At 67.5% G+C, this 15,140-nt stretch carries 12 protein-coding genes and 1 pseudogene; 3 read left to right on the top strand and 10 right to left on the bottom strand.

The genetic code is table 11. The features are described from left to right. Positions 1 to 40: 40 nt before the first annotated feature. Positions 41 to 983, bottom strand: a pseudogene (locus tag ACSFA5_RS01165) (aldo/keto reductase). A gap of 379 nt (positions 984 to 1,362) precedes the next feature. On the opposite strand from ACSFA5_RS01165, the gene ACSFA5_RS01160 reads away from it, so the two are divergent. Continuing rightward, the gene (locus ACSFA5_RS01160; protein ID WP_435442169.1) at positions 1,363 to 3,264 is read left to right on the top strand and encodes a GspE/PulE family protein; all 1,902 of its coding nucleotides are present in this window, start codon (positions 1,363 to 1,365) and stop codon (positions 3,262 to 3,264) included. Between the two features lie 16 nt (positions 3,265 to 3,280). Here ACSFA5_RS01160 and ACSFA5_RS01155 read toward each other — a convergent pair whose 3' ends face one another. Then, the gene (locus ACSFA5_RS01155; RefSeq protein ID WP_435442168.1) at positions 3,281 to 4,960 is read right to left on the bottom strand and encodes a phospholipase D family protein; all 1,680 of its coding nucleotides are present in this window, start codon (positions 4,958 to 4,960) and stop codon (positions 3,281 to 3,283) included. 242 nt (positions 4,961 to 5,202) lie between these two features. Here ACSFA5_RS01155 and ACSFA5_RS01150 point away from each other — a divergent pair, with 242 nt between their 5' ends. Continuing rightward, positions 5,203 to 6,387 (top strand): amylo-alpha-1,6-glucosidase, encoded by a 1,185-nt coding sequence (locus ACSFA5_RS01150; RefSeq protein ID WP_435442167.1) that lies wholly within the window; start codon positions 5,203 to 5,205, stop codon positions 6,385 to 6,387. Between the two features lie 18 nt (positions 6,388 to 6,405). On the opposite strand, the gene ACSFA5_RS01145 is transcribed toward ACSFA5_RS01150, so the two are convergent. Beyond that, entirely contained in the window at positions 6,406 to 7,335 is a 930-nt protein-coding gene (locus ACSFA5_RS01145; RefSeq protein ID WP_435442166.1) for a hypothetical protein, read from the bottom strand. A 141-nt stretch (positions 7,336 to 7,476) separates the two neighbouring features. Here ACSFA5_RS01145 and ACSFA5_RS01140 point away from each other — a divergent pair, with 141 nt between their 5' ends. Next, a complete protein-coding gene (locus ACSFA5_RS01140; protein WP_435442165.1) occupies positions 7,477 to 8,499 on the top strand; it encodes an RNA methyltransferase in 1,023 nt (340 codons plus the stop codon). A 19-nt stretch (positions 8,500 to 8,518) separates the two neighbouring features. Here the strand turns inward: ACSFA5_RS01140 and ACSFA5_RS01135 are convergent, their stop codons facing one another. The 7 genes from ACSFA5_RS01135 to ACSFA5_RS01105 all read right to left on the bottom strand — a co-directional run bounded on the left by ACSFA5_RS01135 (position 8,519) and on the right by ACSFA5_RS01105 (position 15,131). After that, positions 8,519 to 9,298, bottom strand: coding sequence for a PIN domain-containing protein (locus ACSFA5_RS01135; protein ID WP_435442164.1), 780 nt, complete (start codon positions 9,296 to 9,298; stop codon positions 8,519 to 8,521). A 72-nt stretch (positions 9,299 to 9,370) separates the two neighbouring features. Then, the gene (locus tag ACSFA5_RS01130; protein WP_435442163.1) at positions 9,371 to 10,024 is read right to left on the bottom strand and encodes a restriction endonuclease; all 654 of its coding nucleotides are present in this window, start codon (positions 10,022 to 10,024) and stop codon (positions 9,371 to 9,373) included. Between the two features lie 110 nt (positions 10,025 to 10,134). Continuing rightward, positions 10,135 to 11,271, bottom strand: a complete 1,137-nt coding sequence (locus tag ACSFA5_RS01125) for a DUF4419 domain-containing protein (RefSeq protein WP_435442162.1) — start codon at positions 11,269 to 11,271, stop codon at positions 10,135 to 10,137. A 66-nt stretch (positions 11,272 to 11,337) separates the two neighbouring features. Continuing rightward, complete coding sequence (locus tag ACSFA5_RS01120; protein WP_435442161.1) at positions 11,338 to 11,763, bottom strand: hypothetical protein; 426 nt, start codon at positions 11,761 to 11,763, stop codon at positions 11,338 to 11,340. A gap of 9 nt (positions 11,764 to 11,772) precedes the next feature. Further along, a complete protein-coding gene (locus ACSFA5_RS01115; RefSeq protein ID WP_435442160.1) occupies positions 11,773 to 13,122 on the bottom strand; it encodes an adenylosuccinate synthetase in 1,350 nt (449 codons plus the stop codon). Positions 13,123 to 13,129: 7 nt separating this feature from the next. Next, positions 13,130 to 14,110: a VWA domain-containing protein gene (locus ACSFA5_RS01110; RefSeq protein ID WP_435442159.1), complete on the bottom strand. Its 981-nt coding sequence runs from the start codon at positions 14,108 to 14,110 to the stop codon at positions 13,130 to 13,132. A gap of 25 nt (positions 14,111 to 14,135) precedes the next feature. Then, the gene (locus tag ACSFA5_RS01105; RefSeq protein WP_435442158.1) at positions 14,136 to 15,131 is read right to left on the bottom strand and encodes a lipopolysaccharide kinase InaA family protein; all 996 of its coding nucleotides are present in this window, start codon (positions 15,129 to 15,131) and stop codon (positions 14,136 to 14,138) included. Between the last annotated feature and the right edge of the window lie 9 nt (positions 15,132 to 15,140).

Below are 15,140 nucleotides of genomic sequence, written 5' to 3'. Positions count from 1 at the left end.
TCGAAAAGGGGAATGAAAGGTGGAGAAAAGCGCGCGGGCCTCAGCCGGCCACCCGCCCTTCGACGGGATAGCCGGGGTCGGAGTAGCCGGGCGTGGAGGCATGGCCCGGCGGCACCAGGCCGTCGACGAACTTCTCGTCGTCCGGGCCCAGTTCCAGGCGAAGCGCATCGGCATAGCTGTCCCATTGCGCTTCGGTGCGTGGCCCCGCGATGGTGGCGCTGACCAGCCGGTTGTGCAGCACCCATGCCAGCGCGAACGCGATCGAGGTGGTGCCCCGCGCCTTGGCATGCGCGGCAACGGCCTGCGCGATCTTCAGCGATTCCGGGCGCCACTCGGTCTGCTGCATGCGCTTGTCCCCACGGCCGGCACGGCTGTCGGGCGGCGGCGGTGCGTCCACCGCGTATTTGCCGCTGAGCACGCCGCGCGCAAGCGGGCTGTACGGCACCACGCCCAGGCCGTAGTGCGCCGCCGCCGGCAGCTGCTCCACCTCGGCCGTGCGGTCGACGATGTTGTAGAGCGGCTCGCTGACCACCGGGCGGTCCATGCCGAGCTGGTCGGCAATGCGCGCGATCTCGGCAATGCGCCAGCCGCGGAAGTTGGACACGCCGTAGTAGCGCAGCTTGCCCTGGCGGATCAGGTCGCCGATGGCGCGCAGGCCCTCTTCGAGCGGCACATCGGCCAGCGCGCGGTGGAAGTACAGGATGTCGATGTAGTCGGTCTTCAGGCGCCGCAGGCTCGCCTCGACCGACTGCACGATCCACCGGCGCGACTGGCCCTGCTCGTTCGGACCCTCGGCCGACGATTTCTTCGGAGCGCCCCGCGTGGTACACGTCGGCGGTGTCGATGAAGTTGATGCCCTGGTCGAACGCCTTGGCGACGATGCGCGCAGACGTGGCCTCGTCGGTCTCGCCGCCGAACATCATGGCGCCGAGGCACAGCGGCGACACCTTCAGGCCGCTGCGGCCCAGTCTTCGATAGTCCATGGTGTGTTCCTTGTGTGTTCACGTCATTCTGGCGACGCGGCACTCCCCCGACTAGCCATCCGAATGCGCATGCACTGGTGAGGCAGATTCATGAATCTTTCGGCGTCGATGTCAAACCGGCCCGCTCCCTTGCAAGGCACTCGCCTGCCGGCGCACAACTGCATCACCCTTGGGCTGCCCACGCGCGGCGGGCTGTACGCGTGGGAGCGTCGACGCGCTGCGCCAAAGGCCCTGGCGCGCGCCACCTGTCGGTCGCTGAGAACTTGGGTACTCAAGCGCTGCACGGATGGCGGGTTCTCCCGCCTCGCCCTACGATGCACCATCGGCGCGCCGCAGTTCGGTGCGCCACGCCCACGCCATCAAGACAGGAGAAGAGCCCATGTCCCCCATCGAAGTCGTCCTGCCCGAACAGCTTTTGAGCGCCATCGCGGCCCAGAGCCGCATGCCGATTGCCCGGATCGGCGAAGCGCTGACATCCCTGGGCATGGTCAGCCAGGACCAGCTGCGCGAAGGCCTTGCGCAGCAGCAACGCGCGCCGCAAATACCGCTGGGCGAGACGCTGGTGCGCATGGGCATCGTCACCCAGGGCCAGTTGCAGACCGCGCTGGTGCGCAAGATGGGCTACCCGCTGGTGAACCTGCAGCTGTTTCCGGCCGCTGCCGAGGCGCTGCGCAAGGTGGGCCACGGTGTGGCGCGGCGCCTGCAGGTCATGCCGCTGATGCTGCACGAAGGCCGTCTCATCGTGGCCATCGACGACCCGATCAGCCGGCACTCGGCGCTCGAAGAGGTGGAGTTCATCGCGCAGGCGAAGGTGATTCCCGTCATCGGCCAGTGCCTGGACCTCGACGCCGTGCTCCACGTGGCCTATGAGAAGATCGGCGACACCGCACTCGGCGGTGCCGGCGCCTTTGCGTCCAACCTCGACCCCATGCGGCCGCTGGAGTTCGACATGGCCGGCACCACCGAGCTGCTGCAGACGCTGGAGCGGGAAGGCCCTGCGGCGCCCACCACCGACGCGCCCATCGAGCAGTCGGACAACTCGCTGGTGCGCATGATCAACAGCATGATCCTGGAGGCGCACCGCGAGGGCGCCTCCGACATCCACATCGAAAGCTACCCCGGACAGGAAAAGACCCGCATCCGGTTTCGCCGCGACGGCCTGCTCTACACCTACCTGGAGCTGCCACCGAGCTACCGCGCGGCCGTCGTCGCGCGCATCAAGATCATGTGCGACCTGGACATCAGCGAAAAGCGCATGCCGCAGGACGGCAAGATCAACTTTGCGAAGTACTCGCCGCAGCACCGCATCGAGCTGCGCGTGGCGACCATTCCCACCAACAACGGCCTTGAAGACGTGGTGATGCGCATCCTGGCCTCGGCCAAGCCCATTCCCATGGCCCAGCTGGGCCTGTCACCGAACAACCTTGCGCAGCTCACGAAGGCGGTCGAGCGCCCCTACGGCATGGTGCTGTGCGTGGGCCCCACGGGCTCGGGCAAGACCACCACGCTGCACTCGGCGCTGATGCAGATCAACACGCCCGAGCGAAAGATCTGGACGGCGGAAGACCCGGTCGAAATCACCCAGACCGGCCTGCGGCAGGTGCAGATCAACCCGCGCATCGACTGGACCTTTGCCAAGGCGCTGCGTGCGTTCGTGCGCGCGGACCCCGACGTGATCATGGTCGGGGAAATCCGCGACGGCGAAACCGCCCGCACCGCCATCGAGGCGTCGCTCACCGGCCACCTGGTGCTGTCGACCCTGCACACCAACAGCGCGCCGGAAACCGTCACGCGGCTGCTGGACATGGGCATGGACCCGTTCAACTTCGCCGATTCGCTGCTCGCGGTGCTGGCCCAGCGCCTGGTGCGCCGCCTGTGCACGCGATGCACGACCAGCAAGCCCGCCAGCGCCGAAGCGGTCGAGGTCTTGCTGGACGACTACATGCACGCCTTCGGCTCGCAGGACGACGCGCCCGCGCGGCGCAAGGCCGTGCACGACGACTGGTTGCAGCGCCTGGGCCACGACGGCAAGCTGCACAGCCACACCAGCGCCGGCTGCAAGCACTGCGGCAACACGGGCTTCAAGGGGCGCGTGGGCATCCATGAGCTGATGGTGATGTCCAAGACCCTGCGCCGCATGGTGCAGACAGGTGCCCGCGCGGAAGAGCTGCAGGTGGCCGCGCTGCAGGAGGGCATGCGCACCTTGCGCCAGGACGGCATCGAGAAAGTGCTGGCCGGGCACACCAGCATCGAGGAAGTGCGCGCGACCAGCAACGTGTGAACGCGGTCCGTGGGCGCTACAGCTCGTCCACTGGAATGAACGGCGCCACCAGCCGCAGCTTGAAGCGCTGCCACGCCGTGGTCTCGGGCGGCACGTCGTAGGCCGTTTCCGTGCCGTCGTTGTCCTGCTCGACCCATTCGACGTTCTTGCCGCTGGCGTCCAGCCGCAGGCGGTAGGAGCTGCCCGCGTCCGAGAAGCTGTCCAGCTGCCGGGCCATCTCGGCACTGTCGATGATCAGGCCCAGCTCGGTGTTCAGCCGCGCCGAGCGGGGGTCGAGATTCATCGAGCCGAGAAACACCTGCTTGCGGTCGACGATGCCGGTCTTCATGTGCAGCGCGCCCGTGCGGTGGCCGAAGATGCCGAGCTTGCCGCGCTTCACGCTCAAGGTGGGGCTCAGTTCGTAGATGCCCACGCCGGCCTTGAGCAGCTCGTGGATGTGCGGCCAGTAGCCCACGTACACCCAAGGTTCGTCGGTGGATGCCAGGGAATTGGTGATCAGCTCGACGCTCACGCCCTCGGCCTGCGCGCCGGCCAGGCTGGCCACCGAGGCGTCCGACGGCACGAAGTACGGCGACACCATCTTGATGCTGCTGCGCGCCGTGCGAAACCAGCGGATCACGCCTTCCGTGACGGTGCCCTTGAGCGAGTTCTCGCGCTCGTTCAGGCCCAGCGTCTTGCTGAGCGGATCGAACAGCACCCGTGCGTCGGCCCACAGCAGCGGCCCGAGCGCGCGGTCGGCCAGCTCGAAGGGCAGGTTCATCATGGGCACGAGGTCCAGCGGCAGCTCGACGGGTTCGCCGGGCTGCGGGTCGTGGATCTTGCCGTTCGCCGGAATGCGCGGCGCCTGCGGCGGTCTGGCGTCGGCGACCCGCGTGTCGAACTTCTGCCGCAACTGCGCCTGCGTGAGCGAGGTGCCGGCGATGCGCCCCACGGGGTAGACGACCTCGCTGTTCCAGTAGTGGTCGAACTCGCTCGACAGGTCGCGCACCACCGGTCCGGCCGCGAACACGTCCATGTCGACGAAATTGCTGCCCGCCGCATTCATCACGTACTCGTCGGCCATGTTGCGCCCGCCCGCCACGGCGGCGGCGTTGTCGGCCACGAAGAGCTTGTTGTGCATGCGCCGGTTGACGCGGGCGAAGTCGAAGCCCGAGCTGACGAAGCGCGTGACGTCGCTGCCTCGCCCGGCCGGGAACGGATTGAACAGGCGCACCTGCACGTTCGGGTAGCTGGCGAGCGCGAGCAGCAGGTCGTCCTCGCCAGTGGTGTAGAGGTCGTCGACCAGCAGGCGAACGCGCACGCCGCGCTGCGCCGCGTCGCGCAGCGCGCCCATCAGGGCGCGGCCGGTGTTGTCGCCGGCCAGCAGGTAGTACTGCACATCGAGGCTGCGCGTGGCGAGCCGGGCCAGTTCCATGCGGGTGGCGAAAGAAGTGGGGCCGTAAGGCAGCAGGCGAAAGCCCGAGCGGCTGTCCGGCGGAAGCACCCTCTGCGTGAGGGTGCCCAAAGGCGTGGTCTGGAAATCGGTGATGGCGCCGACGGGCTGCGTCGGCACCTGCGGCGGCAGGCTGGCGCACGCAGTCATCAACAACGAAAGAACCAGCATCAACGCCGCGAGCAGCGGGCGGCCCGACGCGTGGGCACGAAAAGCGCCCTGCCGATCGCGCCGCGATGCATCGGCCCAGCAAGCTGTCGTCATTTTTTCCTGCTCCCGTCTCGGTGGGCGCGCGCGCCAGCGAAGGGATGATCGGGCCGCGCGCATGACGCGAGCCTGACGGCGCCAGGCCGTCGCGTCAATCGTTGCGCTCGGGGTACGTTCGGGATGCGTTCGGACAGCACCGGGTGCATGCCGTGCGCGTCGCGGGGTCCGACAATCGGACACCCGATGCACCGCAGGGAATTTTCCGAGCCGGCACACCGGTGCGCGACGACAGACGACCCATGACCAACTCCGCCCCCTCCACGCTCGCACTCATCGACACCTGCACCCAGGCCTCGCTCGACCTGCTGGAAAGCAACCTGACACCGCACGGCATCCTGGCCGCCAGCCGCACCGAGGCCGCCGTGGCAAGGCGCTACACGCGCATCTTCGGGCGCGACGCCGCCATCTGCGTGATGGCCATGTGCGGCAGCGGCGTTCGCGCGCTGGAGCAAGGCGCGGTGGCCAGCCTCGACGCGCTCGCGGCGCAGCAGGCTGCCAACGGGCAGATTCCGAAGTACGTCGACCCCGAAGGACAGGACGCCGACTTCTGGTACCTGGGCTGCATCGACGCCACCTTGTGGTGGCTCATTGCCGTGGACCATGTGCGCCGGCACGGCAGCGTGGGCGCGTCGCACTGGCATGAAGAGGTGGCGCGCGCCATTCAATGGCTGCATGCGCAGGAGCACCAGCACTTTCGGCTGCTGCAGCAGAACGAGGCCAGCGACTGGGCCGACATCATGCCGCGCTCGGGCTACGTGCTGTACACCAACGCGCTCTGGTACGACGTCAAGCGCCGCTTCGCGCTCGACCAGGCCGAGGCCACGCAGCACCATTTCAACCACCTGTTCAACCCGTTCCAGCGCGACCTGCCCGAGTACCACCGGGCGCGGCTGCTGCGGCACTATGCGCGGCGCGGCCGGCGCGACCCCGGGCTGTACCTGAGCTTCGTCAACCTCGCGGTCGTCGGCGACGAAGGGGACGTGTTCGGCAACGTGCTGGCCATACAAAGCGGCCTGGCCGATACCGAGATGGCACACCGCATCGTGCAGACCGTGAACGCGGCGCGTGCGTGCGACCCCTACCCGGTGCGCGTGGTGCTGCACCCGCTGTCTCAGCAGCATGAACTGTGGCGCGCGTACATGGGGCGGCATCAGCAGAACATCGTGCATCAGTACCACAACGGCGGAATCTGGCCGTTCGTGGGTGGGTTCTGGGTGATGGCGCTGGCGCGGCTGGGGCTGCACGAACAGGGATGGACCGAGCTCGAGCGGCTGGCGCGGGCGAACGCACTGGACGGCTGGCGCTTCACGGAGTGGTTCCATGGGCGCACGCTGGCGCCGATGGGCATGGCGGGGCAGAGCTGGAACGCGGCGACCTTCCTGCTGGCGAAGCGGGCGCTGCAGGGGAACGGCGCGGCGTGGTGAGCGGCGGCCGGCGCGGCCTCATTTGGGCGGCAACAGGCGCTTGTGCTCAGCGATGCCGGCGTCCACCTCGCTCTTGCAGAAGGCGTAGCAGTACCAGCGGTACGAGTCCGTGTTGTAGACAGTGGCGTTCTTGTGATTCTCCGCAAGGCGCTTGACTTGTTTCGCACCGATGAAGTGCCCCCTGCCCAACTCCGCCATGTGCCCATGGGGCTTGTTGCCCGTGCATTGCGGAATGTTGGCATCCGCGTGCGGCATGAAGTGGGCGCTCTCGAGCAACTGTCTGTGATGCTGGCATTGGTCGCAGACGTCGGCGAGCCCCTGGTTGTGACCCACCTCGTGAATCAGCGCGCCGGCGTGGTAGTGGCCGGCCGGCCCGAGCGGAAACCCCGCGCCGATCTCCATCAGGTAGCCGCCCACGCCACCCTTCAACGCCGCGACGTCGTCGGCATCGTTGCTTTTGCAGACCAGCCAGCGCGCATCGCTCATGTCAGTCGCCATCTGGTCGATCTTGCTGCGCACGTAGCTCGCGCGCGAGGCGAACCCCGATTCGGCATTCGCGTTGCCCAGCGCAAGTCCGGCCTTGCGCGTGGCACTGCTGCCGTGCCATGCATGCGCGCCGAAGACGGATTCGTAGGGCGTCTTGCCCCGCCAGGTATGAAGGCCCACATGCCGCCGGGCTTCGGTGAGCATCGCCAGCGCGGTGTCGAAGCAGGCACCGAGCTCGTCGACCCGTGCCTGCTCGAAACCGACGAACCGAACGTGGCGGTGATTGCCCGCGGCTGGCGTCAGCACGTTCTCGTCGACGATCTGGCGGCATTCGTCGAGGGTCAGGTCCGGAGTCATGGCGCGCTTCGACCCATCGGGAAGGAAACTGACCTCGTGGCGCACCATGTCCGCCTGCAACTTGATGGGAAACCGCCGAGTGATGTAAAGGGAGAGACTGGGCATGCGCGCTACCTTGAAACCGGGGGAGCGAGTCTTGCATCAACGAGTGCTTCTGACCTCCCATGAATGGGGCACTGCGGCGGCTTCGGCGCGGCGCGCACCGTGGCAGACGGGCACAATCGGCGGCTTCCCGAGCCTCACCCCATGCGAATCCACGAACTGAAACGACGCCTGCGCGACGCCGGCGCAGGCCCCAGCCACGAGCAGCGGATCTTGCGGCTGTGGTCGCACGCGCTGCCCCGCGACAGCGGCCGTCGCCTGCCGGCGAGCTTTTTCCCGTCGTCGCTGATGGAGGCACTGCCGGCCATCGAAGCCGAGCTTGCCGGGCTGGCGCGCATTCATGCCGTGCACCCCGGCGCCGACGGTTCCGAGCGGCTGCTCGTCGCCTTGGCGGACGGCCAGACCGTGGAAAGCGTGCTGCTGCCCCGGGACGGCCTGTGCGTGTCGTCGCAGGTGGGCTGCGCGGTCGGATGCCAGTTCTGCATGACGGGCCGGGACGGCCTGCTGCGCCAGGTGGGCAGCGCCGAAATCATCGCCCAGGTCGCCCTCGCGCGCATGCGACGTCCCGTGCGCAAGGTCGTGTTCATGGGCATGGGCGAGCCGGCCCACAACCTGGACAACGTGATCGAGGCGATCGACCTGCTCGGCACGGTGGGCAACGTCGGCCACAAGAACCTGGTGTTCTCCACCGTGGGCGACCCGCGGGTGTTCGACAGGCTGCTGCAGGCGCGCGTGCGGCCCGCGCTGGCACTTTCGCTGCACACGACGAATGCCGATCTGCGCAAGGAACTCCTGCCCCGCGCGCCGAACATGACGCCCGAGGAACTGGTGGCAGCCGGCGAGCGCTATGCGCGCGCCACCGGCTACCCGATTCAATACCAGTGGACGCTGCTGGCAGGCGTGAACGACGGGCCTGAAGAGCTCGACGGCATCGTGCGGCTGCTGTCGGGCAAATACGGCGTGCTGAACCTGATTCCCTTCAACGCGGTGGACGGCGTGGCGTTCAACCGCCCGTCGTGGGAGCGCTGCGAGCAGATGGCCCGCACGCTGCATGAGCGGGGCATCCTGACGAAGCTGCGCAATTCGGCGGGGCAGGATGTGGAGGGCGGGTGCGGGCAGTTGCGGGCGCGGGCGGCGCAGGGTCAAGTGATGTTTCGCAAGGGTTGAGGCTGGCGGCGTGCCTCTGTCACTGACAGCCGCTTCCACTTGGCTTCCACACGTGTGGGGGCCCATAGACCAGTTTGCTGCCTGCGACATGGATCACATCGGTCGTCAGCAGCCGCTCCACAAGCATCTGCACTTTTTCCGGCATGGCAGTCGGCCCGAACTTTGTCTGGATGTGGCGTTGCAGTGCCGCAAGACTGCCGGGCCGGTGCGGCCCCCGCAGATCCGTCAAGAGGTCGCGGTAGACCGCAATCGGCAACTTCGGGGCACGCGCCTTCTTGGCAGCGACTTGTTGCGCGACCTGCACCTTGGGCATTGCGCCGCCCTTGGTCTTTTGCGCGCCTGATACCTTGGAAGACGCGACCGCTTTTTTCTTCGGGGGTGCAGCCGGTCCCTTCTTTTCGGTCTGCGACGCAGCAGATTTTTTCGGTGCGCCCGACGGTTGCACTGCAGGGGACAACGACTGCAGTCGCTTGACGGAAAACGCCAATGTTCGTGCGTGTGCGATTGGAGGGTCGTAGCCGGTGTCCTTGGCGAGAACGACAAAGCGGTACTTGGGATACCTGGCCGCCAGGTAGCCCAGATAAAAGATCAGATGAAAGTCCAACGAGTTCGCGCCTGTGCGCGAGATCGGAACGAGCGTGGAGCGTGGGCTGCCGGCCTCGAAGCCCGCCTTCTTCTTGTGCTGGTGCGGGCCGTAGAAAACCCATGCCTTGCCAGTTTCGCCAAGCCAGGCCTCCACCTCTTGCGGAGACGGTTGGACATTCTCCAGATCGACCAGCAAATGGACGCCGGCTGACATGCCAGTCAACGGGTATGCGTGGTGACGTTCATGAACGACGCATAGAACAATGTTTGGACCGATGGCGAGCGGCTAAGCGGCCGCCATCTTCATCTTGTTCATGCAACGCAGCTTCGCAAAGTTGGTGCAGCCCCAGAACGGCGTGCCGCCCTCCTTCGGCTGCCGCTCCACCATCTTCACGCCGCACTTGACGCACGTCGGGCGCCAGTAGTCGCCTTCGTAGGCGACTGCCAGGAGCGCCTTCTGCTGCTCGGACGTACGCCTGGAAATCAACTGCAGCAATCCGTGGCGGTCTTGGGCGTTGATGCCGTTGGTCTTCGCGAATTCCAGTGCGTCGGCAGTGAATGTGCAACTCGTAGCGAAAGTGCCGTACTGCAGGTCATGCGACTTGAGCACGCCGAAGAACTCGCGCACGTGCTGCACCCTGACGGGGCTGCGCTTCCAGTGCTTGCACTGAACAATCATCGGCTTGGGGCTGTTGGCTGAGTAAAGCCAGATGTCGATGCCGCCATCGGCACCGTGCGACTGGCTTTCCGTGCGAACGCCAGCCTGTGCAAACAGCGCTTCGCAGAGCGCCTCGAAGCGGCGCCATTCGATGTCGTCGAACACCTGGGCCGACCAATGCGCCTGCGGTGCGAGTTGTGCGCCTCCATCTGCAAGCGGTTGCGCCTTTGCAGGTTGTTCCGTCTGCGACTTAGCCTCGCTTCTGCGCCAAAACCCGGTCATGTCGTGCCTCCTGGGACACAAATGTAACGCCATGTCGCAAGCGTGTGAAGGCGAGCTTGGGGACCTGACCGATAGCGACGCGTTGCCGCCCGGTACATGGACCGGCCGCGCTACTGCGGTTCGACAGGCGTCCCTGTGACTTCGTCGACGACCCGCACGGGCACGGCATTCAATAGCGGCATGTCGTACACCACGGCCCACCCGAACGCGGGAGACAGTGCACCGGTGGCGCTGTCTTGGGCAACCCCGAACATGCCCGCCACGAGCCGCAACTCTTGCTCCAGGCCGGTTCGCATGTCGACGCATCTCACGGGCGCGCTGGCCAGCGCCTGCGGCACCGCGCCGATGCCAGGGCCTTGCGCGGCAACGTCCATGCGCAGTCCGCTGGTTCGCGCGTTCGCCGCGTCGAAACGCGCCTTCCAGCTGCCCAGGTACTCGTTGGGGCCGAGTTCTCCGGTTTGCCAATTGACGATCAGATAAGGAAACAGCGTGACGATCCAGCCGGTCAATTCCGCCGGACCGGAGCCGCTTTCGTCCCGAAAGAACGAGCGCCAGAAATCGGCATCGACCTCTCCCGCGGCCGCGCGCTCCATCTTTTCGATGACCGCGCAAAGTGTCTCGCCCCAGGTTTCCAGCCCGTAAGCGGCAAGGCGCTTCAGGCGCGGGATCATCGAGGCCCAGTCTTGCGGCGTTCCAAGCAATCGGATCTCCGGAATGCCGCACCCGAACCGCAGCTCGTAGTCGAAGTAGCCCTTGAAGGAGTCCATCAGGCAAACGTCGAAAGCCGCTGCTTCGGCGAGCGTGGTGGTCGAGAACCGCGCACTGACGATGTCCTTCATCTCGCCCACCTGATCGCCGATCTGCACCGAGAAGGCATCGAAAACTTCAGGCCACGGATTCGGTTGGCCGAGAACGAAATCTGCTCTTTCGACGACGAGTGTTTGCTTGCCTTGGTGCGAAACGAAGCGGGATCTGAGGGCCTCGGCGTTCTGCCCCACGTGGATTGCAAAGCCCTGGGCAATGCAGAACCAGATGTCGTCCGGCCGGATGAGTAATGGATGGTGATCGTAGAAGGCGTCGTGCGCCGCCTTCACGAAAGCATGCTGCGTATCGCACGAGACCAGTCGAGCGGTCGCGCAGTGCATGGCCTCCATGGGCTTGGACAGCAGGTTCCGAATCCCGGTCTGCGCGTCCAGCGTCTCGTAGGGCTTTCCCACCTCCACGTCCGAAACCGCGAATTTCTTCATGTCGTGCTCCTCTACTCTGTTTTTCGTCACCGCTGCTGGCTGTTTGAATGCCTCAGGCACAAGCGCTCAAAGTCCGTCCCACACCTGAATCAGCCCCACCAGGTGGACGACTCCGAACACCAGGCAAACCACCGAACTCCAGACCCAGAAAGCATTGAGCCGTCGCCGGTCGAAGACGAACAGCCCCAGCGCCACGAGCCCCCGCAGCAGGTACACCGCCGTGATCGCAGGCAGCACGAACACCAGCAATGGCAGCGGCTGCAGCACCCCGGCCCCCGAAAGCGCATACGCCGACCAGACGCCCAGCACGCACGCGATCAGCAGCGTGACGACCGGCGGATACAAGTGCCCCGCAGCCGCGCCTGCGGCCATGCGTTCCCCAGCCCCGAAGAACCTGTACCAGGCAGGCCCGCCAACGATGATGCAGAGGTGCAGCAGCGCCGCAATGGCACTGAGCACGGCCCCGGCGATCAAGGGAATGTTGTAGGACACAAAAAACTTTCAAAAACGCGCGAATGTCCGCAGCACGCGCACCGTATCGCGCGTCGGCCCGAAGCCCCCGTAACGCACTGCAAGGCCGCTGAGGGCTTCGACACGTTCGATCCATGCCTGCGGCGTGGCGATGGCGCCGGGCTCGTACAGGGGTTGCGCCGTGCGCAGCTGTTGCGTCAGCCCTTGCTGGTGAGCGAGATCGGGCACATCGCTGCAACGCAATGTGTCCACGCGCAGGCCATCCGCACTACGATACCCTGAGCACCAGCGCAAGCCCGTGCCCTCTACCGCATCGAGATGGCTCACCACCAGCCCATCGACCGCCCCCACTGCCTCCAGCGCATAGCGCAGCAGCACCGCATCGGGATGCCCCCGCCGGAACGCGCCCTGCCAGCCTTCGTTGGCGTTGTGCGGCTCGGCCAGCCGTGCGTCCAGCGCAGGATCGTGCGTGGGCAGCGGTCCGGCGCCATGCCGCGTGAGGTAGCTGCGCAGCACGCCCAGGTGCTGCACGCGCGCGCCGATGCCCACATCGCGCAGCACCGCCTCGACCGCGCCGGTCGACACCGTGCTCCACGTCGTGTGCGGATGAAAACCGCGCCACTCGTCGAGCAGCACACCTTGCGCGCCTTCGAACACCACGGCGCCCGGACGCGCGAGGCGCTCGGCGATGCGGTCCGCAGCGGCGGGCGGCGCCTGCGCCAGGCAGGGCGCCACGGCGTCGAGCCAGCGCTGAGCGAGCGAGTTGTCGTGCAGCATGGCGAGCTCTTGCGCGGCATCGGCATGCAAAGGGACTGCAGTGGCAAGCTCACGCAGCAGAGCCGTGCGCAAGGCCTGCAGTTTTTCTAGCGCGCGAGCGGGGCGAAGCAAGTCGCCGTAGTGCAGCGCGTCGTCTGGCGAGCCGATCGCGTGCCGCACGGTCTCGCCGACGCCCACGCCGCAGCTGCCGTGCGCGCCCTCCCCCCGGGACCATTCACGCAGCCGGCCCGCGGCCTGGTGGAACGGCGTGGTCACGCGGCAGCGCGCGTCGATCAGCAGGCGCGAGAAGGCGTCTTGCACGCCCACTGCGCGCAATGCAGCCTCTTCGACCCGCAGCGCAGTGGGGTGCACCACCACCGGGCTCGCCAGCACCGTGCCCACGCCCGCATGAAAGCTGCCGGCGCCGAACTGCGAGAAGGTGTGGTGCCGCCCGTCGGCCAGCACCACGTTGTGCCCGGCCTGCGCGCCGCCGTTGAAGCGCACCACGGTGTGGGCTTGCAACGCGCCGCACAGGTGGTCGGCGAAGAGCCCCTTGCCGCAGTCGCCAAAGCCCAGGCCCAGCAACGAGACGTAGCGCGTGGCCCCTGCGGTGGTGGCGGTCACCCGGCCATCAGCCGAACAGGCGCTTCCACCACGACGAGCGCGGGCCGGCGGCCGCCGCGGCCACGGCCGGCGGTGCGCGGCGCGAAGCGCTGGGGTCGAGCAGCGCGGCGTAGGCGTCCAGCGCGTGCAGCACGCCACCCACGCGTTCCTTGGCCATGCCGGTGCCGCTCATCACGCCGGCCAGCGCCTCGAGGCTGGGCACGGCCTTCTCGGTGAGGGCGACGATGCCGGCCGCCACGGCGCAGGCGTCGTCGGGCGAGTCCATGCAGATGACGTGATCGCCCAGCAGCTCGCGCCAGCGCGGCTCACAGCGGCGGCGGCGCTGGGCGTCGGGAATCAGGAAGAACAAATTCGTGGTCTCGGCCGCGGCAGCGATGACCTCTTCGATCGGAATGTCCTCGTCGAGCTTCTCGCCGATGAGGCCCTCGATCTGGTGGCGCGAGACGGCGGGGTACGGCAGCTCGTCGCCGGTCACGAACAGGTAGCCGCGCTTCTTGCGCTTGACCCAGCAGTCCATGTCGGTGTGCTGCGCCATGACATAAAAGGCCAGCTCGTAGCTTTCTTCGCCGCTGCCGCCACCGCCGCCCTCGAGGTAGCTCCATGTGAGCCACTGGTCCATGAGGTTGGCTGTCGACTCGAACTGGCCGACCTGCAGCGGCGCGCCGTCGGAGGTGGCGTCGCCGATGGCCATGAACATGAGCTGCGGGTCGGGCACGCCGCAGTCGGTCAGCAGCTTCATGAAATTGGGCAGCTCGCGGCGCGCCAGGGTCTGCGGAATGTCTCCCATGGAGCCGGTGACGTCGAGCGCGAACACGATGCCCAGCGAGTTGGGGTGGTCGGCGTTGTCGCGCGACTCGCGCACCTTGAGCCCGTGCGGATTCATCAGCGCGTGCGTGGCGCGTTGCGTGAAGACCTCAGCGCCTGGCTTGGCGGCGCGGTCGGCAATCAGCGCCGTGTGTGCGGCGTGCGAGTAGTTTCCGTAGCCCATGAATGACCTCCTTGGTAGCTGTTGTTCAGTTGCCGGCGCGCGGCGCGGGATCGAAAGGCACGAACCGCGATGGGCCGAAGGCTTCGCGCGACGCGGCGGAAAGCGCTTGCTCGATGCCTTGCGCGCCCAGGCGTTCGCAGGTGGCCGCGTCTTCGCTGCACTGGCGCAGCAAGGCCGCGAGCGGCGCGGGGGTGTGGATGCCGACGCCGGGCTCGCCCAAGCCTGCGTCTAGCACGCCATGCAGCACGGCGCGCACGGTCCAGGCCGCCTGCATCAGGTCGCGCGCGACGGCGGCGGTATGGGCCGGGCCGGTGGCGTGCTGCGCGCGCGACCAGCCGATGAGCAGCACGCCGTGGTCGCGCGGATGCACCAGCGCATGCGCGGGCGACAGGTCGCGGTGCGTCCAGCCGGCGCCATGCACGAAGGCCAGTACCTCGAGCACGCGGCGCCAGAGCCACACCGCGTGGCGCGGGTCGATGCCTTGGGCACCTTGGGCTTGGGCTTGCTGCACGTCCTGCAGGCTGCCCCAGAAACCGGTCGGGTGACGCAGCACCAGCGCCTGGCGGGCGCCATCACCCAGGCCTTCGGCGAGGCCCGTGCCCAGCGGCTGCGGCAAGCGGCGTGTGAAGTAGGCCGCGCCGGGCACCGACAGGTCTTGCAGGGCCCGCAGCACGGTGGCCTCTCGCAGCAGCACCTTTCCGGCGGCCGAATCCCGCGCGAGTTTGAGCGTGACGCGCTCGGGCAGTGCGCCCAGCCGTTCGGCCAGCAGCACCTCGCTGTGTTCGCCGGTGGCCAGCGGCGCGAGCACACGGTAGCGCGCGCCGCGCCAGGTCAGGATGCGTCCGCCCGGCACGTCGGCGTTGGCGCGGCGCAGCGCGGCGCGAAAGCTCTCGCGCTCGACGGTTTCCGTGCCGCGCACGATGGTGGCGCCGCAGTAGCTGCAGTCGACCGTGCGCCAACGTGCCGCACGCGGCAGCGGCGCGGAACATTGGGGGCAGCTGAGTGCGAGCAGCGACAGCATCCGGCCGCG

Source organism: Variovorax monticola, from assembly GCF_051216855.1.
Classification (GTDB): domain Bacteria; phylum Pseudomonadota; class Gammaproteobacteria; order Burkholderiales; family Burkholderiaceae_C; genus Variovorax.
The sequence above is the reverse complement of the archived record's forward strand: the minus strand, read 5'-3'. Positions and strand labels throughout refer to the sequence as shown.